24 protein-coding genes and 1 pseudogene are annotated in these 20,199 nt (G+C 38.8%); 22 read left to right on the top strand and 3 right to left on the bottom strand.

What is annotated here, in order from left to right:
- Positions 1–250: 250 nt before the first annotated feature.
- From IGI38_RS11115 to IGI38_RS11045, 15 genes and pseudogenes are all read left to right on the top strand, one after another.
- A complete protein-coding gene (locus IGI38_RS11115; RefSeq protein ID WP_438729900.1) occupies positions 251–694 on the top strand; it encodes a YwqH-like family protein in 444 nt (147 codons plus the stop codon).
- Between the two features lie 13 nt (positions 695–707).
- Positions 708–992, top strand: coding sequence for a hypothetical protein (locus IGI38_RS11110; protein ID WP_438729897.1), 285 nt, complete (start codon positions 708–710; stop codon positions 990–992).
- A gap of 8 nt (positions 993–1,000) precedes the next feature.
- Entirely contained in the window at positions 1,001–1,684 is a 684-nt protein-coding gene (locus IGI38_RS11105; protein ID WP_438729894.1) for a DUF4176 domain-containing protein, read from the top strand.
- Positions 1,674–2,966: a T7SS effector LXG polymorphic toxin gene (locus IGI38_RS11100; protein ID WP_438729892.1), complete on the top strand. Its 1,293-nt coding sequence runs from the start codon at positions 1,674–1,676 to the stop codon at positions 2,964–2,966. Before IGI38_RS11105 ends, IGI38_RS11100 begins: the two co-directional genes overlap by 11 nt.
- Positions 2,956–3,519, top strand: a complete 564-nt coding sequence (locus tag IGI38_RS11095) for a hypothetical protein (protein WP_438729889.1) — start codon at positions 2,956–2,958, stop codon at positions 3,517–3,519. Before IGI38_RS11100 ends, IGI38_RS11095 begins: the two co-directional genes overlap by 11 nt.
- Before the next feature lie 74 nt (positions 3,520–3,593).
- Positions 3,594–4,196, top strand: a complete 603-nt coding sequence (locus IGI38_RS11090; protein WP_438729886.1) for a hypothetical protein — start codon at positions 3,594–3,596, stop codon at positions 4,194–4,196.
- Between the two features lie 51 nt (positions 4,197–4,247).
- Positions 4,248–4,547, top strand: a complete 300-nt coding sequence (locus tag IGI38_RS11085; RefSeq protein ID WP_438729884.1) for a DUF4176 domain-containing protein — start codon at positions 4,248–4,250, stop codon at positions 4,545–4,547.
- A 548-nt stretch (positions 4,548–5,095) separates the two neighbouring features.
- Positions 5,096–5,908 (top strand): MetQ/NlpA family ABC transporter substrate-binding protein, encoded by an 813-nt coding sequence (locus IGI38_RS11080; protein ID WP_438729881.1) that lies wholly within the window; start codon positions 5,096–5,098, stop codon positions 5,906–5,908.
- Positions 5,901–6,701, top strand: a complete 801-nt coding sequence (locus IGI38_RS11075; protein ID WP_438729878.1) for a DUF169 domain-containing protein — start codon at positions 5,901–5,903, stop codon at positions 6,699–6,701. The genes IGI38_RS11080 and IGI38_RS11075 overlap by 8 nt, the downstream gene beginning before the upstream one ends.
- A gap of 11 nt (positions 6,702–6,712) precedes the next feature.
- A complete protein-coding gene (locus tag IGI38_RS11070; RefSeq protein WP_438729875.1) occupies positions 6,713–7,687 on the top strand; it encodes a methionine ABC transporter ATP-binding protein in 975 nt (324 codons plus the stop codon).
- On the top strand, positions 7,680–8,330 hold the full coding sequence (locus IGI38_RS11065) for a methionine ABC transporter permease (RefSeq protein ID WP_438729872.1): 651 nt from the start codon (positions 7,680–7,682) through the stop codon (positions 8,328–8,330). The genes IGI38_RS11070 and IGI38_RS11065 overlap by 8 nt, the downstream gene beginning before the upstream one ends.
- 251 nt (positions 8,331–8,581) lie before the next feature.
- Entirely contained in the window at positions 8,582–9,778 is a 1,197-nt protein-coding gene (locus IGI38_RS11060) for an MFS transporter (protein ID WP_438729869.1), read from the top strand.
- 195 nt (positions 9,779–9,973) lie between these two features.
- Positions 9,974–11,623 (top strand): hypothetical protein, encoded by a 1,650-nt coding sequence (locus IGI38_RS11055; protein ID WP_438729866.1) that lies wholly within the window; start codon positions 9,974–9,976, stop codon positions 11,621–11,623.
- Between the two features lie 142 nt (positions 11,624–11,765).
- Positions 11,766–11,951 (top strand): annotated as a pseudogene (locus tag IGI38_RS11050) (rRNA processing protein); the annotation flags it as partial.
- Between the two features lie 100 nt (positions 11,952–12,051).
- Complete coding sequence (locus IGI38_RS11045) at positions 12,052–13,128, top strand: hypothetical protein (RefSeq protein WP_438729864.1); 1,077 nt, start codon at positions 12,052–12,054, stop codon at positions 13,126–13,128.
- A 72-nt stretch (positions 13,129–13,200) separates the two neighbouring features.
- Here IGI38_RS11045 and IGI38_RS11040 read toward each other — a convergent pair whose 3' ends face one another.
- The 3 genes from IGI38_RS11040 to IGI38_RS11030 form a co-directional block, all read right to left on the bottom strand.
- Positions 13,201–13,407, bottom strand: coding sequence for a hypothetical protein (locus tag IGI38_RS11040; RefSeq protein WP_438729861.1), 207 nt, complete (start codon positions 13,405–13,407; stop codon positions 13,201–13,203).
- Positions 13,408–13,468: 61 nt separating this feature from the next.
- On the bottom strand, positions 13,469–13,783 hold the full coding sequence (locus IGI38_RS11035; protein WP_438729858.1) for a DsrE family protein: 315 nt from the start codon (positions 13,781–13,783) through the stop codon (positions 13,469–13,471).
- Positions 13,784–13,792: 9 nt separating this feature from the next.
- The gene (locus IGI38_RS11030) at positions 13,793–14,053 is read right to left on the bottom strand and encodes a metal-sensitive transcriptional regulator (RefSeq protein WP_438729855.1); all 261 of its coding nucleotides are present in this window, start codon (positions 14,051–14,053) and stop codon (positions 13,793–13,795) included.
- A gap of 176 nt (positions 14,054–14,229) precedes the next feature.
- Here IGI38_RS11030 and IGI38_RS11025 point away from each other — a divergent pair, with 176 nt between their 5' ends.
- The 7 genes from IGI38_RS11025 to IGI38_RS10995 all read left to right on the top strand — a co-directional run bounded on the left by IGI38_RS11025 (position 14,230) and on the right by IGI38_RS10995 (position 20,198).
- Positions 14,230–14,541, top strand: a complete 312-nt coding sequence (locus IGI38_RS11025) for a rhodanese-like domain-containing protein (RefSeq protein ID WP_438729852.1) — start codon at positions 14,230–14,232, stop codon at positions 14,539–14,541.
- 1 nt (position 14,542) lies between these two features.
- On the top strand, positions 14,543–16,192 hold the full coding sequence (locus tag IGI38_RS11020; protein WP_438729849.1) for an FAD-dependent oxidoreductase: 1,650 nt from the start codon (positions 14,543–14,545) through the stop codon (positions 16,190–16,192).
- Positions 16,185–16,484 carry a rhodanese-like domain-containing protein gene (locus tag IGI38_RS11015; RefSeq protein ID WP_438729846.1) on the top strand — a complete coding sequence of 100 codons (300 nt, stop codon included), beginning with the start codon at positions 16,185–16,187 and terminating at the stop codon, positions 16,482–16,484. Before IGI38_RS11020 ends, IGI38_RS11015 begins: the two co-directional genes overlap by 8 nt.
- A 161-nt stretch (positions 16,485–16,645) precedes the next feature.
- Positions 16,646–17,329 (top strand): deoxyribose-phosphate aldolase, encoded by a 684-nt coding sequence (gene deoC / locus IGI38_RS11010; protein WP_438729843.1) that lies wholly within the window; start codon positions 16,646–16,648, stop codon positions 17,327–17,329.
- Complete coding sequence (locus IGI38_RS11005; RefSeq protein WP_438729840.1) at positions 17,329–17,775, top strand: PTS sugar transporter subunit IIA; 447 nt, start codon at positions 17,329–17,331, stop codon at positions 17,773–17,775. Before deoC ends, IGI38_RS11005 begins: the two co-directional genes overlap by 1 nt.
- A 15-nt stretch (positions 17,776–17,790) precedes the next feature.
- Positions 17,791–19,167 carry a PTS fructose transporter subunit IIC gene (locus tag IGI38_RS11000; protein WP_438729837.1) on the top strand — a complete coding sequence of 459 codons (1,377 nt, stop codon included), beginning with the start codon at positions 17,791–17,793 and terminating at the stop codon, positions 19,165–19,167.
- A gap of 8 nt (positions 19,168–19,175) precedes the next feature.
- Positions 19,176–20,198 carry a Gfo/Idh/MocA family oxidoreductase gene (locus IGI38_RS10995; RefSeq protein ID WP_438729834.1) on the top strand — a complete coding sequence of 341 codons (1,023 nt, stop codon included), beginning with the start codon at positions 19,176–19,178 and terminating at the stop codon, positions 20,196–20,198.
- Position 20,199 lies beyond the last annotated feature (1 nt).

The following is a 20,199-nucleotide window of genomic DNA, read 5'->3' as shown; positions in this document are numbered from 1 at the left end:
AAATGAATTTCAAAGGGAAAATTAATGAAGAAGAGAAACACAGCTAGTAAAAAGAGGTCAGAGAAAAAAATGCACAAACTTTCCCGATATGAAAAAGCAACGAGAAGAAATGGGGAAGCAGTCTTTTTTATTTCAAGAAGAAAAGCATCTACTTCGATCAGAAAACGAAACAGGCTATATCTAAAACTTGTGATTATGACGTGTAGTATTTCCATATCAAAAAATATCACAAAAAAAGGGAGGATTCTTTATGAGTGATGATGAGGCAAAGCAACGAAAAAGAATGCAAGCAGCGCAGAAGCGAGCACAGGCAAGACGCTTAGAGGGCGAACGTACAATCATTCAAGGAAAAAAAGCAGAATTGGAAGAAAAAATCGAGAAATTAGAAAAAGCTAAACAAGAGATTGATACAGCCTTAACCAGTGTGTCTGGATTTGCCAAAGGATTGTCTTCTTTAAAGGATGCTGGATCAGGATCTTTTCAAGGGGATCGCAAGGATAAATATGATAAAAAAGTTGGCGATGTCCAAAAAGTATTAACGGCCTATGAAACAAAACACAAAGGGAATAAAGGCAAAATCGATAAAAAAATCCAAAAGCTAAAAGAGGATTTGCAGCGAGTAAGTATGTCCATTGGAGCCTTAGATGTTCGAATTGGCTCATTAGATGCGGCTGCAGCCCAATTAGAAAGCTAAATGAGGTGAGCGAGTGGGAAAAGGAAATGTAGGTGTTGGAGCATCTTGGAATCAGACCGTCCATAATGCAACTCACACGGTTAGTAGTATTGGAAAAATTGAGTCGATTCAATTAGCAAAAACAGATTTGGAACCATTCAAACAGTTTGAGAAACTTATTCCACAAATAAATAGCTCTTTGAGTAGCTTTAAGAGTTTTACACAAGAAGATGGTCAGAAGATGATTAAAGCTGGAGATAATAAAAAGGCAGACGACAAAGCTGGATCGAAAACTATGAAAATCCAAGGAAAGGGGTAGTCAAGGATATGAATGATTTGTGGAAGCAAACGTTAACTCAACAATATCTGAAAGAACCTGAAGTAGCTAATCTTGATTTTCTGAACCTATTAGGGGCTACTTTAGGAAAGCAGCCTGTTCTTTTGAAAAATCTGTATAAGGCTTATCTAAAAAAAGAGGACAATTTTGGGTACAAACCAATGATCGGTGCGGCTCTTGATATTTCCTTTGACCATAGTTCGCAACAGGTCAGTTTCAGTAGAGCACAAGAATCTGCCAAACTTACGTTTAATCAATTTCAAAAGTATGTTGGATTAATCGATTTATTATTTAGTGATGTTTATCCGATTGGAACAGTTGCTGAGTTGGATAAGACTCTTTTACCTCCAAATATTCAAGAAATGTATGGCGATTCAGAAGAAGGGTTCCTAGTGTCGATCCATGGCCACAGAGTTCTAACGAAACAAAAGGATGAGTATATTGACTATGTCGCAACCATTTGGCCGTTTGGTTTACTAGATGATGTAGAGCTTATCTACCTAAATAATGTAATGATAAAACGTGTCGTGTCGTTAGGGATGGTCAATGATACGGAGAAAACATTTGTCAGGGAAGTATTACGAAGGCAATTACTCATGAAAGAAGCTTTTTCTTATCTGTACACTAACTCAGCAATGACAATGAGTTGGGAGGGGGGATTGGATGAAAGTTGATATGTCAGAAGTGAATCGTGCGAAAGCATCGATTCTTTCTTCAAGAAGTAAGCTGCAACAACAAATTGAGACCGCTAAAACTTCAATGAACCGTGTTACTACAAGTGGTGAGCTGTCAGGTAAAGTAAAGGGTGCGATCAATGCAAAAGTTTCTAATTGTCAGATTCCCTTGCTAGATGGCTATTATGATATTCTATACAATCTTAGCTCTGAGTTTGATAAAGTAATCGAACGCTTTAAAAGTAATGTAAAAGAATCTAGTGACAGTGCGATTATTGATTCTGAGGTGCTGACGCAACTAGAATCAAAGTTTTCACCTAAACTGACTGAGTTCGCAGAGATTGAAACAAAATTTGAAACCATCTATTCAGGTATTTCCGATCTTGTTGTGATTGAAAGCGTAAGTTCTAGAGATGTCGTAGAACAAATGGAAAAAACAAAAAAAGTTTTGACCAATACAAAAACTTGGATGGCTAATTTTAAGGGCAGTAGCGCGTCTCTTTCAGCGAGTATTTCCCGCCAGAAAGCACAGCTAGGAAGATTGTCTGGAACAAGTGGTATGAGCTACCTGTCACCAGAAGCATTGACTATTTATCAAGATAAAAAATTCAAGAATCAGGTTGATAAAGAACATAAAAAAGTAAAAGAATTTGAACAACCCGAAATGGCCGCGAAGGTAAGGACAGCGAATAATCACGGACTTGCTCAAACGTCTATGTATTATGGCGTGGATAAAACCGAGATTAATCAGGTCGGACAAGGGATTAATTGGGTTGCGGGAGTAAGTGGGAATAAACCAGAGAATCCTGAGAGTAAAGAGGTTCAAGGAGTCATCGCGGATATCGAGTTAAGTGCATTAGAAGAATATGGTGGAAATCTATCAAAATGGTTTCTAAATAATTCTTATAGAATAGGGAACAAAGTTTTCTCAGTTAAAATAGGGAACCACGTATTTCCGATAACCCCAGCATCAGCAATATATTCAGCAAGCAATTCTGGAGCAAAAGTGATAGGTTATGCATCAAAAGGAGCACCTATATTTGGTGCGGCTATCGATTATTTTGGACAAAAAAATGATGGAGAAAGCGCTCAAGCTGCAATAGATAAGACTTTAATACATGCGGGAACTAGTGTTGTTATAGGAGCAGCTTTTGTTGCAGGAGGTTTCACTTTAGTTCCAGTAATTATTGGGACTGCTGTAGTAGGGTGGTTAGTGGGGAAAGCTACAGATAAAGCTTACGATGAAATTCACAAAAACAGGAAGAAAAATAATGGAAAATAGAAATTCAAAGACGATAGTGTTCGTCTGTAAAACTGACGACAATAAAAAAATATACTACGATAAATTTACGAATAATTTTTGTAGTAAGGATAATTTTGAAAGAAGTTTTGGACCTGGAATGGCAATAACAGTAAATTTAACTAGCTATTCCTTTTTTCGAAAATTTGATCACTTTGTTTTGGGTACTAGCTATACAATCGGGTTAATAATATCTTCTATTATCTTAGGAAGTATACTAGGGCTGGCAACAATACTTTTATGTAAGTTTTGGAAATCTAAAAAGAAGATGGGTTACGATAACATTAATTTTAATAAGGATGAACTCAAGGATGTTCTTTTATCGGCTGATGTACAATTAGATCAGAACCAAGGAGGTATTTTTTTCTTAATTTTGATAGCTATATTCGGTGCAGTGTTTATTTATTTTGATAGAACAAGTTCATTATTAGTTGCAGAAGCGATTGTGATGAGTTTGTTAGTATATCATATCTATGCATTTGATTTAAAAGCAAGAAAAAATTTATATACAAATTTGAAAGAAGAGTATCTATAGGAATTAATAAGATTGGAAAGAAATGATTTTTTCTATGTATTTGTAAAGGATGGTGACCATTTTGAGAACCAACCTTGATTTTAAAGGTTGCAGTGCCTTTCTTTTTTAATAAAAATTTTACGGAGGTTACTATGTATTTCCTAGTTAACTCTAATAAAGATGGGAATCAAACTTTTTGCGACTTAAAAAGAAAGAAAGTTGCCCAATTAACGGAGAATAGTTCATCTAATGAGAAAGCAAACTATAAACAGGTAAGTATGTTTGGAGCAATATCGATCAGTAATGTTTTTATATCTAAGATACTAGTCGATTTAAATGTATCAATTCTGGTGCTCCTATTGGTTGTTTATGCCATCTCCATATCTACTGGAATCATTCTTTTTCAATGGACAAAAAAAACGCAAACTAGATTATTAGATAAGAATGCTTTTGATTGTTCAAATCAAGATATTGCAGCTCTTGTAGGTAATTCATCCAATGAACTGAGGAAGGGCTATCTTCAAGTAGCCCTTGGATGTATACTGTTTGGTTTGTTAATGGCTGTTTTCTTTTATTTCAACAGTACTATGATTTTATCATTAGCTTTAATCTGGATAATAAATGTTATTGGAATTTTACTTTTTTGTGAACCTCTCCTTTACTATATTTTGATAAAGACAGAATTAAAAGCAGTGTGATTATTGTTAAAAACCAAAGTTTAGATTCTAAAAATGGAAAGGATGAAATAAATGGAGATTAATTCTATAGGAACAGTGGTTACATTGAAGAAGGACGATCAAAAATTGATGATTACGTCGAGATTTCCGCTTTACAATAATAATGGAGAAATTGGTTATTTTGATTATGCTGGATGTTTGTATCCACAAGGGCAAGTAAATGAGGAAAACTATTTTTTTAATAATGAAGACATTAGCGTTATTAATTTTGAAGGTTATGTATCTGATGAAGAGGTGGAATTACGGGAAGAGTTTGATAGACAATTTTCAAGTATTAAATATCCTCGATTTGTAGTTGGAGATATAGAGTAATAACTCTAATAAAAAAAAGGCTGTAAGCGATTTGTTTATCTCCACTTATAGAATTTTAATGAGGTTCTGTTGAGAAAAAAATGCAGATTAAACAATGGATTAGCTATTTTCTTACTATACTAATCATTAGCTATCTTTTAATAAGTTTGATTTTTCAAATTTTAGGAACATTCCACGGAATCTATTGGTAATTGATAAAAGTAGCAACCAAAGCTGAATCCAACTACGGATTCGGCTTTTTACGGTTTATTATTTTTGGGGAGAGTTATTGTGAAGTTTTTCTCTTTCGGCTATACTCTTAATGATAACGTTTTTAATTATTCGGGAGGTGGGAATTTTGTTTACTTATCAACTATGAGTTTGAGTTAAATGTGGACTTGGAGTATCTAAGTCAGCGAGTAAACAAAAATTTCCCTCCTTTCTTTAGTACATGATGGTCATGTCTATTTTCCATGGATCGGGGGAACATACAGGTTTGTATGTTTCTTTTTTGTGCGCTCAAACACATATAATTTGCATCACCACAAAAAAAGATTAGGAGAATCGGGATGAAAAAATTTAAAGTAGCTTTTGCACTATTGGCGGCAGTTTTAGTATTGGGAGCATGTGGATCGAAAAAGGAAGCCTCGACAGAAAAAGAGGAGAAAAAGGATATCAAAATTGCCTGTAATCAAGTATCCGAGAATTCGCTAAAAGCAGCGAAAGAATCAATGGAAGCGGAAGGCTATAATCCAGAATTCGTAGTCTTTTCAAATAATATCGAAGCCTTACAAGCAGTTCAAGATGGCAATGTGGATGCTTCATTTGCACAGCACGAGCCGTTTATGAAATCCTTCAATGAGCAAAAGGGTGGCGACTTAGCAATGATGACGCCCCATGTTTATTATACTGGAATCGGTTTGTATTCGACTAAATATGATAAGATCGATGAATTACCTGACGGTGCACAGATCGCTATCATGAATGATGCGATGAATCGTGACAATTCTTTATTGATGATGCAAGATGCCGGCTTGATCAAATTAAGCGATGAGAAGAAATCAGGTTATACAGCATTGGATATCGTTGATAATCCAAAAAACTTTAAATTTGTTGAAATTGAACAAGCACAAACAGTCCGCAGTTTGGAAGATTTGGATGCTGCGACTTGCTTCTTTACCTTTATGTTTAACTCAGGTGAAAATTACAAAGACTATTTGATTCGTGATCAGCATGCTAAAGATTTTCCAATCAGCTTGATTGTAAAAGATGAGAATAAAGATACTGATTGGGCGAAAGCAATCAATGAGTCTTTCACTACAAAAGAGAGCAAAAAAGGCATCAATGATCACTTCAAGGGAGTGTTTACTTTCTATGAGTAAATTCCAAGAGCTGAATCGGCGATTGAATTATTTATTAGAATTGGAGCGCAAGGTAGTAGGAATCAGTTTTTTGCGAAATAAAGAGGATTTTGAAGCCTACGATGCACCAGCGACAAAAAAATTAGTTCCTTATTGTCGTGCAGTTCAACAGGCAACGGAAGGTGTCAGTGTGAAGATGTCGATTGATAATTTTGGCTGTCCGGCGTCTGCCGTAGCCCTAGGCCTGATTGAAAACGATGAGTATAGTGCTAGTGGGCAAAAGCATGCAAAAATGGGTGTTTATAAGGATATCGAAGTGAGTAAGGCAATTGCGGATGATATGGTTTATTGTCGGGAACCCTCTTATGGGATTGCGGTCGAACCGATTGAAGCGTGGAAAAATGCCCCTGATGTTATTTTGATCATTACAACCCCGTTTAATGCGATGCGAATCTTGCAGGGCAACGCGTATTTTAATGGACAAGCGAAAAATATCAAAATGACGGGTATGCAAGCGATCTGTCAGGAAGGAACCTCCTATCCTTATGAAACCGGCTTGATCAATATTTCAATGATGTGTTCAGGAACACGATATGTTGCACGTTGGAAAGATGAAGAGCTATGTGTCGGCATTCCCTATGAGAAATTTGAAGTCATGATCAAGGGACTAGAAGAAACATTAAATCCAATGGAGCTATTAGAAAAGAAACGCAAAGTCATTAAGAAAATCGCGGAAGATGATGTACCGGATTTTTATGATGTTCGGAAACGGGACAATTATTTTAGAGGCGCTTATCAGGGCGTGAAACGTTAGGTGTTGAGTAGATGGAGATAGTCATCGATCAGGTCAATAAAAGTTATGGAGAACAAACAATCCTAGAAGATATTTCTTTGACGATCCCCACCGGTTCTATAATGGGAATCTTAGGAATCAGCGGTGCGGGAAAATCAACGTTGCTGCGGTGTATCAATGGTTTGGAACAAAGCCAATCCGGTAGTATCAGAATCGGTACGCAGGCATTGGAAAAACTATCGGAAAAGCAATTGCGAGAGATGAAGAAAAAAATCGGGATGATCTTTCAAGGGAATTCTTTGATCGAACAAAAAACGATTTATAAAAATGTCGCGTTGCCGCTAGAGTGCAGCGGATATGCTAAAGAAGCAATCAAAGAACGTGTAGAAGAACTCCTATCAGAGGTCGGAATTGCGGATAAGGCGAACATGAAGCCGCGACAATTATCTGGTGGACAAAAACAACGAGCCGCAATCGCCAGAGCCTTGACGATGAATCCGGAGATTCTGCTTTGTGATGAGGCGACTTCGGCACTAGACCCGAATATTACGAACGGTATTTTGGACCTTCTGTTGAAATTAAACCAAAAAATGGGATTGACGATCGTGGTGGTGACTCATCAAATGGAAGTGGTGAAGAAGATTTGTGACCGCGTCGCTATTTTACAACAGGGAAAAATCGTTGAAGAGGATACGGTTCAGCAGGTTTTTCTAAGCAACTCAGAAGTATTACAGACGATCACAGGGGAACCGCAAACCAACTTCGGTGAATTGAAAACAGGCCATCGTTTAGTGAAATTAGTGACGCAGCTAAAAACGGATGTTTTAGCGTTATTGCGCCAATCAGGAGTAGAAGCGCCACATCTATTGAAGGCAACGACCGAGCAATTTAAGGAAGAGAGTCTGACCACGTTGCTATTGTCTGTACCTAATGAAGATGTCGCAAAATTACTAGCGCTCGCGAAACAAGGTCACTTTGTTTGTCAGGAGGTGAAGGATCGTGAGTAATTCGGTGTTGATTACACAAGTGCTGCTGCCGAACTTGGTCAGCACAGTAATCATGGTATTGGTTTCTTCATTAATCGCAACAATCATCGGCTTTGCTTTGGCAGTTATTTTAGTGATTACGAATAAAAAGGGGCTATCGCCTAATTTAAAGATGTATCGTTTATTGGATTTTGTGGTGAACATCATTCGATCTTTTCCTTTTATTATTTTGATGGTTGCGCTCATGCCTTTTACGCGTTCATTGGTGGGAACGACGATCGGTACCTCAGCGGCAATCGTGCCATTAACCTTTGCAATGACACCTTATGTGGCACGATTATTTGAAAATAATTTATTGGAGATCAATCCTTATACTTTGGATGCCGCAAAATCAATCGGTGCGACCCATATGCAGATAATTTTCAAAGTGATGCTGGTAGAAGCTTTTCCAAGTATGATATCCAGTCTGACCTTGGCGATCATCTCAGTATTAGGTTACACTGCCATGGCGGGAACGGTCGGTGCGGGCGGATTAGGTGCCGTAGCTATCACATACGGTTATCAAAATTTTGATAATACGATCATGTATAGTACGGTCGTCTTACTGATCGTTTTCGTACAAATCGTTCAATGGATTGGTAGCCTCTGCTATAAAAAAAGCTAAAAATTAATTTCGATCAGAGCGCAAGACAACTTGCGCTCTGATTTTGTCAGTCACTCTTTTTGCAGTATCATGTTGACCGAACAAAATAAAGAGTGAAGACGATTATTGTTGAAGCGGTTTAACGTGATGATAGGCATACGAAAATTCTTCATTTATAAAATGAGGTAGCGGCCATCAATTTTCATAAATCTTCTGATTTCAAGAAATTAATCAGGTATAATGAGTGAACGACGATTTTTTGAGGAGAGACTATGAAGACAAATCATATCAAATTGAATCTACAGTATATCAGCATGCAGATTCCATATTGGATGGGATTTTCGGTGTTAGGAACCTTTACTTCTGTATTTTTGCTGTCTCGAGATTTTACAAATGGTCAAATCGGGTTGGTCTTATCATTGGCGAACTTACTTGCCGCAGTAGTTCAACCGTTTTTAGCGTCATTTGCGGATCGGATGATACGGGTTCGCTTGTCTCAATTGGCCGCTGGAATGGCTGTTTTGTTAGCACTGTTTTCAGGAGTTTTGTTGGCATTGCCGAAAGTATTTTTGATCGTGGCATTTATTTACGTTTTACTTTATGCATGTTTGGTGCTCTTACAGCCGATGACGATCGCTATCGGGACCTTTTTTATTAGTCGTGGATATGGCTTAAATTTTGGTGTAGCACGTGGATTGGGATCATTGGCCTTCGCAGCAGCGGCAGCGGTGACCGGAGTATTGATCGAACGTTTTTCGCCGACAATTATTTTATATTTATTGATAGGTATTTTCTTGTTCTTCGCAGTGATGGCATTGCTTATCGATACACGAAAACAAGGTGGAAAATATTCGAAATCTTTGATTATAGACTATCATCGAGAGGGTTCATTGGAGGAACCGATCGGCTTAATTGCCTTCACAAAAAAATATAAACGCTTTATGTTTTTACTGTTTGGCGTATCTTTATTGTTTGTCTATCACACGATTATCAACAGCTATATGTTTCAAATCATGCAGCCTCTAGGTGGCACGGCCGCAAATGCCGGGAGTTCTTTATCAGTTGCGGCATTGAGTGAACTGCCGACGATGTTTCTCTTTACTTGGGTGTTGCGACGCTTCAAAATCCATTCGCTGATGCGGGTAGCAGCGTTCTTTTTCTCAGTCAAAGCAGTGCTTATCCTTTTTTCAGGAAGTATTTTTTTGATCAATGTCGCACAGAGCTTGCAGATGATCGGTTTTGCGATGCATACGATGGCATCTGTTTATTATACAAATCAGATTATTCCGCAAAAGGATCTAGTCAAAGGTCAGACCTTGATGGCGACTGCGAATACGGTTGGCGGAATCATAGGTGCGTTTGTCGGAGGACAGATGCTGAGCTTCTTGTCAGTTTCAGCGATGCTTTTGATTGGCACGGTAATTTCGATTGTCGGGACAGTGATCGTTTGGTTATCGATAGAAAAGTAAAGTAACGTCTATTTCTTTTTTTGAAATAGGCGTTTTGTTTCGCTTATTTTTTTAAATAGGATAGAGTAAAGTTTGTAATAATCGATACGGATATCAGTTTTGTCGAATGGTTTTCATTTGAAAATTTTAAGCAAGCTATGGCAGACTGATATATGGCGAAAAATCAGTTCATTCGTATGAGTGAGGGGGACTATTATGAAACGTTATCGCTACTATCTGATTATACTTGTGATTGCCGGACTTTTTGTCGTTCCGCAGCTATGGACGCAGAAGATGATCTTAGGCGCTGATGCTCTATTTCATTACAATCGTTTTTATGAGACCGCGGAGCAAATCAAAACTGGAAATTTCAGCTATTTCATTTCGATCTTCGGTTTTCAACAATCTGGACGAATCGTTAATGCCGTTTATGGACCAATCTTCTCCTATCTACAGGGTGGATTAGTTTTGCTTGCTGGCAGTTGGTTTCGTTACCAAGTGTTGTCGAATTTCCTCGTCTTTTTACTTGCAGGCTGCTCGATGTTCAAATTATTGACTTATAGCAAGATCAAAGAGCATACAGCGTTGTTTGCGGCGATTATTTTTATGACTACCTACAGTATTAACTATTGGGTATTGAATCAAGGTTTTACCAGCTGGGGGACGTGCCTCTTACCGTTGTGTTTGATTCCATTGGTGGACCTGAAAAATCATCATTTTCCAGTTGTCAAAATTGCGGTAAGCATGGCTGTGATGACGCAGATACACATGTTGACAGCGGTGATGCTTGGATTAATTTATTTTCCATTTTTTATCTCATATGCAAGAAACCGCTGGAGGACTGCTTGCATTGAACTGATAAAAGCAATAGGAATCTATGGGTGTTTGTCGATCAATGTCTGGGTCAGCTTACTCTTGATCAACACAGGGGATCAATTGAAAATGCCCTTTACCAATCCGCAAATGAGTGAGAAGGCGATTGATTTAGGAGGAGCTTACTGGCTGGAGCATCCTAGAATTTTACGTTTACTGCTGATCGTGGGCTTTTTGCTTTGTCTGGTATATTGGTGTAACGTTCAGCGATTTACTAAACAGCTTTTGATTTTTAGTGGCATCTTTTTATTGCTTTCAACGAGCCTTATTCCTTGGTATTGGTTCGTCGCACATAAGGTGCCATTGGTGACGCTAATTCAATTTCCATTTCGTTTTTTTGCACCATTCACGATCTTGTTCCTATTCTTTTTTGCTTCAATGATCAATGATCTAGCAGACAAGAGATTTCTTCCAGTTGTTTTCGCCCTGTTTAGTTTTATCAGTATTGCTCAGAATTTGCAGATGCTTTCTCATGATTTGGACAGCTGGGGGCAAGAATCTTTAGTTAGTAAGCACACATTTATCCGAGGTTCTGAAAAGGACGCTAGACAGAGCTTTTATGATACAGATATGCAACAGGCCTTGCGGTTGGTCGAAAAATCTAGTCCGGATTATTTGCCGATTTATCATGATGATACAAAAAACAAATATGTTAGCTACGAAAAACAAATTCTTGGACAACAAAGAAAATTTTCGAGGACTGTCAAAAATAATCAATTAGAGATGACTTGGCAAGCGGCGAAGGTGGAGAATGTTCAACTGCCTGTGATCGTCTACCAAAATACAAAACTAATCGAAGGTGATCGGGAAATTAAGCCATCTTCACTTTCGAATATTGGTGTACCGACAATCAAGCAAAAAGCGGGAAGAAATACGATTCGACTGCGTTATGATCCGCCCAGTTATGTAATGATAATTTTTGCCCTTTGTGCGCTTAGCTGGTTTGCGACATTATCATGGTGTGCGTATCGATTCTTCGTTCAAGCAGGTTAACTTTGGCAAACTTTCAAACTATCGGGTAAAATACAAAAAAAGCATCAAGTTTCTCGTTTTTTATTTAGCAGGATTTACGAATGCGTATCAAAATTTAAGAATTAAAAAAATTAGCGGAATTATTTACGAGGAGTGAAGTACAATGACTAACTATACTAATGAAAAAGAACGACGTTTGCGCGGTTCTATGGCACCGAAAACGGAAGAAGATGTTGCTTTAGCAGGGACAAATTCGAGTGAGACAGAAAATAAACCTGAAGCGTTAGCTGGCAGTAATTCGGGTGAACCGAAAGAAGTAGCTCGTTCTGGTTCGAACGCGGTAGAGGAATAAGAACCACATCCTTCTTTTAAAGATGAAGCAAAAAAAATCATTAAAGAGATCGAAGATAAATTTGATCCAAAGAAATAAGCAGTGAAAGAGTTCATCCATGGATAATTATTTAGAGATTTATGAACACTGGTATCCGCGAAGTTACGGACTGAGTGACTATCCGACAGAATGTCATGTGACTTATTCAAGTGCAGAGCGCAAAGTACTATTTGAAAAATTGAGTCCAAAGCAGCAAGCACTAGTTAATCAGCAAAGAAAATATGAGGTTCGTTCACTATTTGTACAAAAGCACTATTTACAGACGTCAGATTGGGAATTCGTCACGTTAAATATCGATGATGAATACGAGCGCGGTGTCCACAGTCAATTGAAATGTGCCTGTGGTCGTCCGTTAAAATATCAGTTTGTAATCGAATCAAAGCTTAAAAAACAGGAAATTCGCTTAGGTATTCAGCATTTCAAAGATCATTTAGGCATCTCTCAGCAAGTAGCGGAAGAAATCAAAAAAGGCGTTGCTCATGTAGATCTAGCTTTAGATGAATTACTGTGGCTGACAGAAAAAAATGTCTCTTTCCCAGAAGACCTGTGGCAGCGTTACGTCTTTGCTTACTATCGTAACAACACCTTGCGTCGTCCGCTTTCCTTGAATCAAAAATTAGCGGAGCGGGTGGGGGAATTTCGAGTTGCGGAGATGCCGCTTTTTATCGGTGATTATCTAAGTGTTGTTACGGAGATTAATCAAGTCGATCGGGAAGCCTTTGATCGGAAGGAAAAGAATTTTTTGGCGGATAAGAAAGTATTTGAAGCGTATTTTGAAGACTTTCAACAAGATATTCAAGCGCCGATTTATCTGGAAAGAAAGTTTTGGGGGCGCAGGCTGACTGATTTTATTCAGTTAGAACGCTATGGTACTGAAACCTATGAAGAGGCAAAGTTTCGTTATTTTGATGATTTATTATCTTTCTTGCTCGTATTGAAAGAGACAACTAAGGCAGAACGAAAAATCCGTAGTTTCGAGATGTTTCATCAAAAGAAATATGATAATGCAGAGCTAATCCGTTTTATCATTGAAAAATATCAACAGTATCAGTTTACGCAAAATTTTTTCTTTGCGATACCGAAAGTCTACCGTGTCGGTCTGCGAAAAGCGATTCAGCGAAAACAAAAGAACTAGAAAAACTACCCTACGATGATTCAGATAAATCATCGTAGGGTAGTTTATTTTTGGTTCATTGCAAAATTTCAATTACATTTGACGAATAAAGTCCACTTTTTCTTGAATAGAGAGGATCTCTGATTCGATCGTGTTTATAAATTCCATGATCTCTTGTTTTTCTTCTTCAGAGCGAATGTCTTTAGAATTAATTTTTTCAAAATTCTCTTGAATTGTTTTCAAATTAATTAAACTACCTGTGACATGCATCTTTTTGTTGATATTTTCAATCGTGTTCAAAATCCTACTCCCTTTCCTGAGCAGTTTTCATGTTTAAAACAGTTTCCTAAGTAGATATTACTTACGGTTTAATGTACGCGTAACCCTCTGATTGTAATTCAATCAAATCTAAGACACCCGAGGGAACAACGACAACACCCTTTGGCAACTGTTCTTTTGTGATTTTATTTGCTCTCATCGCATTATTGCAGGCGTGGAAAGTGACTCCATCAGTAGCGATGAACGGTTGATTTTTAGGATCAAGGTACCCTTTAATCGCATTTCCGTTAATTAAAACAATAATAACGATTTTTCCGGGCTCTTTCAACAAATTTTTAATATTATTAGTAGTTTCCAACCATTTTTCTAATTCATCAATGTGAAAAACAACTTTCATTATTATACCTTATTTCTTTATAATCATATTTATAGCCTGTTCCAATTTCTGTGCTTGGTCATCTGGGTTTTTATCTGGATTTTCGAAACAATTTTTCAAATTTTCAGCTACGATCATTCCCATCACGCGATCAATGCTAGAGCGTACAGCACTTAATTGAGTAATGATATCTATACATTCCTTTTCCTCGTCAATCATTTTTTGTACTCCGCGAATTTGTCCTTCGGTTCGTTTTAAACGATTAATAATTTTTTTTTCTTCGATCTCCATTTATGTACACGTCCTTTATAAAATCATCTTATATTGAATATACCTAGATAGGGTATGTTTCGTCAAGTGGATCGCTTTTAGCGATTTTAGTGGTCAAACAGAATGGTTGACAGGAAACATTTTTTTATGATAAAAATACCCTATGAGGTATTAGCGAAGAATAAGGAGTGAAAAGGATGTTTAATCTGTTCCAAAAAAAGTCTGTCATTTCAACAAAAGATCTAAGAAGTAAACTTGATCAATCAATTACGTTACTAGATGTTCGAACGCCTGAGGAATACCGTAGAGGGCATATAGCTAAGGCAAGCAACTATCCTTTGAACAAGATCAACCAGTATAAAGGAAAAGAAAAAGAAGTGTATGTCATTTGCCAATCTGGAGTGCGAAGTAAGCAGGCCGCAAAGATTTTGAAGCAAAAAGGTTATGAAGTTACGAATGTACAAGGTGGTATGAATCGTTGGCAAGGTCCGACACGAGGAGGGAAATAGGATGAAAATTATTATTGTTGGCGGTGTCGCCGGAGGAATGTCAGCGGCTACGCGTTTGCGGCGTCTAATGGAAGATGCAGAAATCATTGTTTTAGAGAAAGGGCCGTTTGTTTCCTTTGCTAATTGTGGTTTGCCTTATTATGTTTCTGGAGAAATCGCAGATCGAGATGCTCTTCTAGTCCAAACACCAGCATCGTTGAAGGCGCGCTTCAATTTGGATGTTCGTCCTTTTCATGAGGTGACGAGTATTTCACCAGAAAAGAAAACTGTATCTGTCAGAAATGAAGATGGATCTTTTGAAGAAAGCTACGATAAATTAATTTTATCACCAGGCGCGAAGCCGCTGATTCCTGAAATGGAAGGATTAGCTGAAGCAGTCAACCTATATAGTTTGCGTAATGTACCTGATTTGGATCAGATCATGCAGGCTTTGGAGAAAGAACCAGCGAAGGCAACAGTGATTGGCGCGGGATTTATTGGTCTTGAGATGGCCGAAAATTTGAAGACGCGTGGATTAGACGTGACAGTCATTGAAAAAGCGCCGCATGTTTTACCGCCATTAGATGAAGAAATGGCTGCTTTTGTACAAAATGAACTGACTAGTAAAGGTATTCGGGTCATTACTGGGGAATCAGCACAAAGCTTTAGTGAACAAGGAAAGAAAATCAAACTAACTAATGGTGAAGATGTTGATTCAGATTTGACGATTCTTTCGATCGGTGTTCGTCCAGAGAATTCTTTGGCAATGCAAGCTGGGATAAAAACGGGACTAAGCGGAGGAATCTTAGTTGATGAAAGCTATCAAACGAGTGAACCAGATATTTTCGCAGTAGGCGATGCCATAGTGGTCAAGCAACAAGTTAGCGGCAAGGATGCACTGATTGCACTTGCTTCGCCGGCGAATCGTCAAGGCCGTCAAGTGGCGGATATTATTGCTGGTTTGAAACGGACTAATCGCGGTAGTATTGGTACAGCGATTGTTCGCGTATTTGATCTCGCCGCAGCATCGACTGGCTTGAGTGAACGGGTAGTCAAACAATTGGGATTAGAGCATCAAGTGGTTCACGTTTCGGGCAAGGATCATGCAGGCTACTATCCAGGTGCAACTGATTTGACCTTAAAATTAGTATTTGATCCGAAGACGGGTAAAATTTACGGTGCTCAAGGTATTGGCGCGAATGGCGTAGATAAGCGTATTGATATTTTAGCAACAGCGATTAAAGGCGGATTAACGATCTTTGATTTACCAGAGTTGGAATTTACTTACGCCCCCCCATTTGGTTCCGCTAAAGATCCGGTCAACATGTTGGGGTATGCAGCGATTAATCTAGCAGAAGAAATCAGCGAGTCGATTCAATGGTATCAACTAAAAGAGGAACAGCTAAAGGGCAATCAACTACTCGATGTTCGAAATCCCGAAGAATTAGCCAATGGTCGTTTCCCTGATGCTGTCAACATTCCGTTGAATCAATTACGGGATAGAGTGTCTGAGTTAGATCCAACGAAGAATTATATTGTCAGCTGTCACAGCGGATTGCGAAGCTACGTTGCTGAACGGCTACTAAAGCAAAATGGATTCAAAGTGAAGAATTTGGATGGCGCTTTTGCTCTATATAAAACGGTAAGACCGGAGGAATTGATTTATGAGTAATGCAATCACGATGAACGATTTTTATGATTTAGCCAAACAAAAAGAAATAGAAATCATAGATGTTCGTGAAGCCTATGAATATCAGATGGGCCATGTTCCTCATGCGAAGAACTTGCCATTAAGCAGTTTAGGCAGTAGTATGACTGAACTTGATTCGAATAATGAGTATTACTTTATCTGTCAATCAGGAGCTCGCTCTGAAAACGCATGTGCTTTTCTAAATGAGCAAGGCTATCATGTTGTGAATGTTTTAGGCGGGACATCTGCTTGGCCAGGAGAATTAACTAGATAATTTTCATCTGCTTTTAAATTATGGATAATGGAAACACCAGTTTAGTCAGTAAACTGGTGTTTTTTTATATTTTTGTTTGCGCTTTTATGTTTTTATATATTGACAAAACGAAAACAAATGATAATATAAAGGTGTAAATAAAAACAAAAAGGAGCAAGCAGATGATCGAGTTAAAGAAATTAGCGAATATGGTGGATCATACATTGTTAAAAGCCGATGCCACTAAAGAAGGATTCGAACAACTTTGTAAAGAAGCGAATGATTATGGGTTTAAAATGGTAGCAATTAATTCTTATCCAGTAGCGATGTGCCGGGACTTTTTGAAAGACAGTGCTGTTCATGTGGGGGCGGCTATTGGGTTTCCGTTAGGGCAAACAACAATTGAAACGAAAGTATTTGAAGTAGAAGACGCAATCAAAAATGGTGCGGATGAAATCGACTATGTGATCAATATTGGAAAATTAAAAGAGGGCGACTTTGAATATATTCGTGAAGAAATGAAAGCAATCGTAAATGCTTCTCGAAAAGGCGGAATTATTAGTAAAGTCATTTTGGAAAATTGCTATTTAACAGATAAAGAAAAAGTTGCTGTTTGTGAGATCGCGAAGGAAGTAAAACCTGATTTTGTCAAAACGTCGACGGGATTTGGTACAGGCGGCGCGACATTAGAAGACGTGGCCTTAATGAAAAAAATTGTAGGAGCCGAAGTAAAAGTGAAAGCTGCTGGAGGTATTCGTGACTTGGATACAGCGTTAAGGATGGTTGAAGCAGGTGCTGAACGCTTAGGGACAAGCTCTGGCATCAAAATCGTAGAAGAGTATAAAAATATAGAGGGAGTAAAGTAATGACAGAAATTCGCGATGTATTGAAACCGGCATTTATTAATTTTGATTTACAGGCAACAGATAAACAAGCTGCGATCAGAGAACTTGCGAACACCTTTGTGCTTAAAGGTGCTGTAACAAATGATAGCGTTTACTTGGATGCGGTAATGAAACGAGAGGAAGAAAGTACGACTGGAATTGGTTTTGGCGTGGCGATTCCACACGGGAAAAGTGCTGCTGTCACCGAACCTTCGTTAGGATTTGGTCGGAGTCAAGCCGGGATTGAATACGACTCAATGGACGGTAAGCCAGTTCATTTGATGTTTCTGATTGCTGTGCCAGAAACCTCAAATGATGAACATCTGAAAATTCTCAGCAAACTGTCTCGCAAACTAATGCACGAGGATGTCCGTCAAAAGTTAATGACTGTCGCTGATGTAGAAGAAATCTATCAGATTTTTGAATAAGGAAGGGTGAAAAAAATGAAAATTGTGGGAATTACTTCTTGCTCGACCGGAATCGCGCATACTTATATGGCAGCTGAGAATTTAGAGATTGCAGCCAAAAAACGCAATATTGAGATCAAAGTAGAGACACAAGGATCCATTGGTTCGGAAAATGTTTTAACAGAACAAGAGATAGCTGATGCGGATGCAGTTATTATCGCAGCGAGCACTTCAGTGAATAAGGATCGTTTTAATGGCAAGCGCTTGTTGGAAGTAGACGTTACAGAAGCGATTGATCATCCCGATGATCTGTTCGATCGTGCTCCGAACGCGGCTATTTACTCGACTGCGGCAGAAGTGAAGTCAGAAGCAAAAGTAGAAAAAAGCGGAATCTATAGTCACTTGATGACAGGGGTCTCTTATATGATTCCATTTGTTGTAGCGGGTGGAATTTGTATAGCATTAGCTTTTGCTTTCGGCGGAATCAATGCTAAAGGTGAGTTGGCTTCGGCGATCAATGAGCTAGGTGGGATAGCGATGGGATTGATGTGGCCGATTTTAGGTGGGTACGTTGCCTTCTCCATCGCTGATCGTCCAGGTCTTGTTCCAGGGATGGTCGCAGGAATGATCGCTTCATCGATGAACGCAGGATTCTTAGGTGCGCTATTGGGTGGATTCTTAGCGGGGTATACCGTTTATTGGTTGAAGAAAGTGCTTAAATTACCGTCAGCTTTTTCTGGTCTACTGCCTGTTTTGATTCTTCCGGTTGTATCGGTTCTATTTGTTGGACTTGTAATGAAATTTATTGTGGGTATCCCGATTACAGCGCTGAATGAGGGCATCACAAATTGGCTGAATAGCCTGTCTGGAATGAATTCAGTCTTGCTTGGCTTGCTTTTAGGCGGCATGATGGCGATCGACTTGGCAGGACCAATCGGAAAAGCTGCTTACTTCTTCGGGGTCGCTTCATTAACAAACCTAGGTGCTGGAGAAACCAGCATGGTGATGGCGGCAGTAATGGTTTCTGGAATGGTACCGCCGTTAGCGATGGCTCTATCATCAACTGTTTTAGGGAAAAATTTGTATAGTAAAGAAGAACGTGAAGCGGGAAAATCAGCCTGGGTCTTAGGCTTATCCTTCATCTCTGAAGGTGCAATTCCTTTTGCGGCGGCAGATCCGCTTCGAGTGTTGGCCTCAGTGACCGTTGGTTCAGCGATTACCGGCGCCTTGTCAATGATCTTCAAGTGCGGGATCGCGGTTCCTCATGGCGGATTCTTCGTTTTCTTGATTCCGGGCGCAGTAGAAAATGTCTTGCTTTATATTTTGGCATTAGCAATCGGAACAGCGGTCAGCGGATTTTTAGTAACAGCAGTAAAAGTATTCTCTCAGAAGAAACAAGCAGCTAAGGAGTAATGATCGGAATGACAGAATTTATTAGAATATGTTTAATAGGGACAGGGAGAGCCGGAATGATCCATGGGAAAAATTTCGCTCGCCGAATTGAAAATGCAAAGTTGATTGCTTTATGTGATCCTTCAAAAGAGAGCTTAGAATTGGCTCAAAAGGAAGTGAATTGCCGCTATATTTATGAAGATTATCATGATGTTATGCAAAATCCTGAGATCGATGCCGTTGTGATCGTTACCCCAACGGTCTATCATAAAGAAATTGCCTTAGCAGCAGCAGCAGCTAAAAAGCATATTCTTTGTGAGAAGCCGTTAGCAATGGATGAAGTGGAATGTCTAGAAATGATTCAAGCGGCAGAAAAAAATCAAGTAAAACTGCAGGTTGGCTTTATGCGGCGTTTTGATGCAAGTTTCCAAGAAGCAAAAAAAGTGGTGGAATCTGGAGTGATCGGTGATGTTGTAATGGTGAAATCATTGACGCATGGTCCCAGTGAACCAAAGCCTTGGATGTTTGATATTCATAAGAGTAATGGACCGATCGGTGAAGTAAACAGCCACGATTTTGATACCCTGCGTTGGTTGACCGGCAGTGAAGTGAATAGTATCTATGCTAACGGTGGGAATTATCGTTCGCCGGAAGTAAGAAATGAGTTTCCTGATTACTATGACACAGTGGCGATGAATTTGCGTTTTGAAGATGGCAAACTAGGACTAATCGATGGCGCTCAGTATGTTCAATACGGCTATGATGCACGGACTGAGATTCTCGGAACCAAAGGCAGTATTTTGGTTGGAGATCAAGGAAAGCACAATATCGTAGTAGCAACCAGCGACCATCAATTGACTCAGCCGACAATGCACAGCTGGATGTATTTATTTAGAGAAGCATATGTAGCTGAGGATCAAGCTTTTATTGATTGTATTTTGAATGATACTACGCCTCAATGTACAGGGTATGATGGCTTGATGGCAGTTCGGTTGGTCAATGCAGGTTTGACTTCATTACTGGAAAATAGAATTGTTGAGGTGGAAGGATAAA

The organism is Enterococcus sp. AZ128 (assembly GCF_051714485.1).
GTDB lineage: Bacteria > Bacillota > Bacilli > Lactobacillales > Enterococcaceae > Enterococcus_A.
This window is presented reverse-complemented; position numbering and strand designations above follow the sequence as displayed.

What these genes read in the sequence shown, in the direction of transcription:
- IGI38_RS11055 (WP_438729866.1), top strand. Translation starts at nt 9,974, where the DNA reads ATGAAACGTTATCGCTACTATCTGATTATACTTGTGATTGCCGGACTT.
- IGI38_RS11000 (WP_438729837.1), top strand. Translation starts at nt 17,791, where the DNA reads ATGAAAATTGTGGGAATTACTTCTTGCTCGACCGGAATCGCGCATACT.
- IGI38_RS11115 (WP_438729900.1), top strand. Translation starts at nt 251, where the DNA reads ATGAGTGATGATGAGGCAAAGCAACGAAAAAGAATGCAAGCAGCGCAG.
- IGI38_RS11025 (WP_438729852.1), top strand. Translation starts at nt 14,230, where the DNA reads ATGTTTAATCTGTTCCAAAAAAAGTCTGTCATTTCAACAAAAGATCTA.
- IGI38_RS11105 (WP_438729894.1), top strand. Translation starts at nt 1,001, where the DNA reads ATGAATGATTTGTGGAAGCAAACGTTAACTCAACAATATCTGAAAGAA.
- IGI38_RS11080 (WP_438729881.1), top strand. Translation starts at nt 5,096, where the DNA reads ATGAAAAAATTTAAAGTAGCTTTTGCACTATTGGCGGCAGTTTTAGTA.
- IGI38_RS11020 (WP_438729849.1), top strand. Translation starts at nt 14,543, where the DNA reads ATGAAAATTATTATTGTTGGCGGTGTCGCCGGAGGAATGTCAGCGGCT.
- IGI38_RS11095 (WP_438729889.1), top strand. Translation starts at nt 2,956, where the DNA reads ATGGAAAATAGAAATTCAAAGACGATAGTGTTCGTCTGTAAAACTGAC.
- IGI38_RS11070 (WP_438729875.1), top strand. Translation starts at nt 6,713, where the DNA reads ATGGAGATAGTCATCGATCAGGTCAATAAAAGTTATGGAGAACAAACA.
- IGI38_RS11045 (WP_438729864.1), top strand. Translation starts at nt 12,052, where the DNA reads ATGGATAATTATTTAGAGATTTATGAACACTGGTATCCGCGAAGTTAC.
- deoC (WP_438729843.1), top strand. Translation starts at nt 16,646, where the DNA reads ATGATCGAGTTAAAGAAATTAGCGAATATGGTGGATCATACATTGTTA.
- IGI38_RS11060 (WP_438729869.1), top strand. Translation starts at nt 8,582, where the DNA reads ATGAAGACAAATCATATCAAATTGAATCTACAGTATATCAGCATGCAG.
- IGI38_RS11085 (WP_438729884.1), top strand. Translation starts at nt 4,248, where the DNA reads ATGGAGATTAATTCTATAGGAACAGTGGTTACATTGAAGAAGGACGAT.
- IGI38_RS11075 (WP_438729878.1), top strand. Translation starts at nt 5,901, where the DNA reads ATGAGTAAATTCCAAGAGCTGAATCGGCGATTGAATTATTTATTAGAA.
- IGI38_RS11035 (WP_438729858.1), bottom strand. Translation starts at nt 13,783, where the DNA reads ATGAAAGTTGTTTTTCACATTGATGAATTAGAAAAATGGTTGGAAACT.
- IGI38_RS11015 (WP_438729846.1), top strand. Translation starts at nt 16,185, where the DNA reads ATGAGTAATGCAATCACGATGAACGATTTTTATGATTTAGCCAAACAA.
- IGI38_RS11030 (WP_438729855.1), bottom strand. Translation starts at nt 14,053, where the DNA reads ATGGAGATCGAAGAAAAAAAAATTATTAATCGTTTAAAACGAACCGAA.
- IGI38_RS11100 (WP_438729892.1), top strand. Translation starts at nt 1,674, where the DNA reads ATGAAAGTTGATATGTCAGAAGTGAATCGTGCGAAAGCATCGATTCTT.
- IGI38_RS11005 (WP_438729840.1), top strand. Translation starts at nt 17,329, where the DNA reads ATGACAGAAATTCGCGATGTATTGAAACCGGCATTTATTAATTTTGAT.
- IGI38_RS10995 (WP_438729834.1), top strand. Translation starts at nt 19,176, where the DNA reads ATGACAGAATTTATTAGAATATGTTTAATAGGGACAGGGAGAGCCGGA.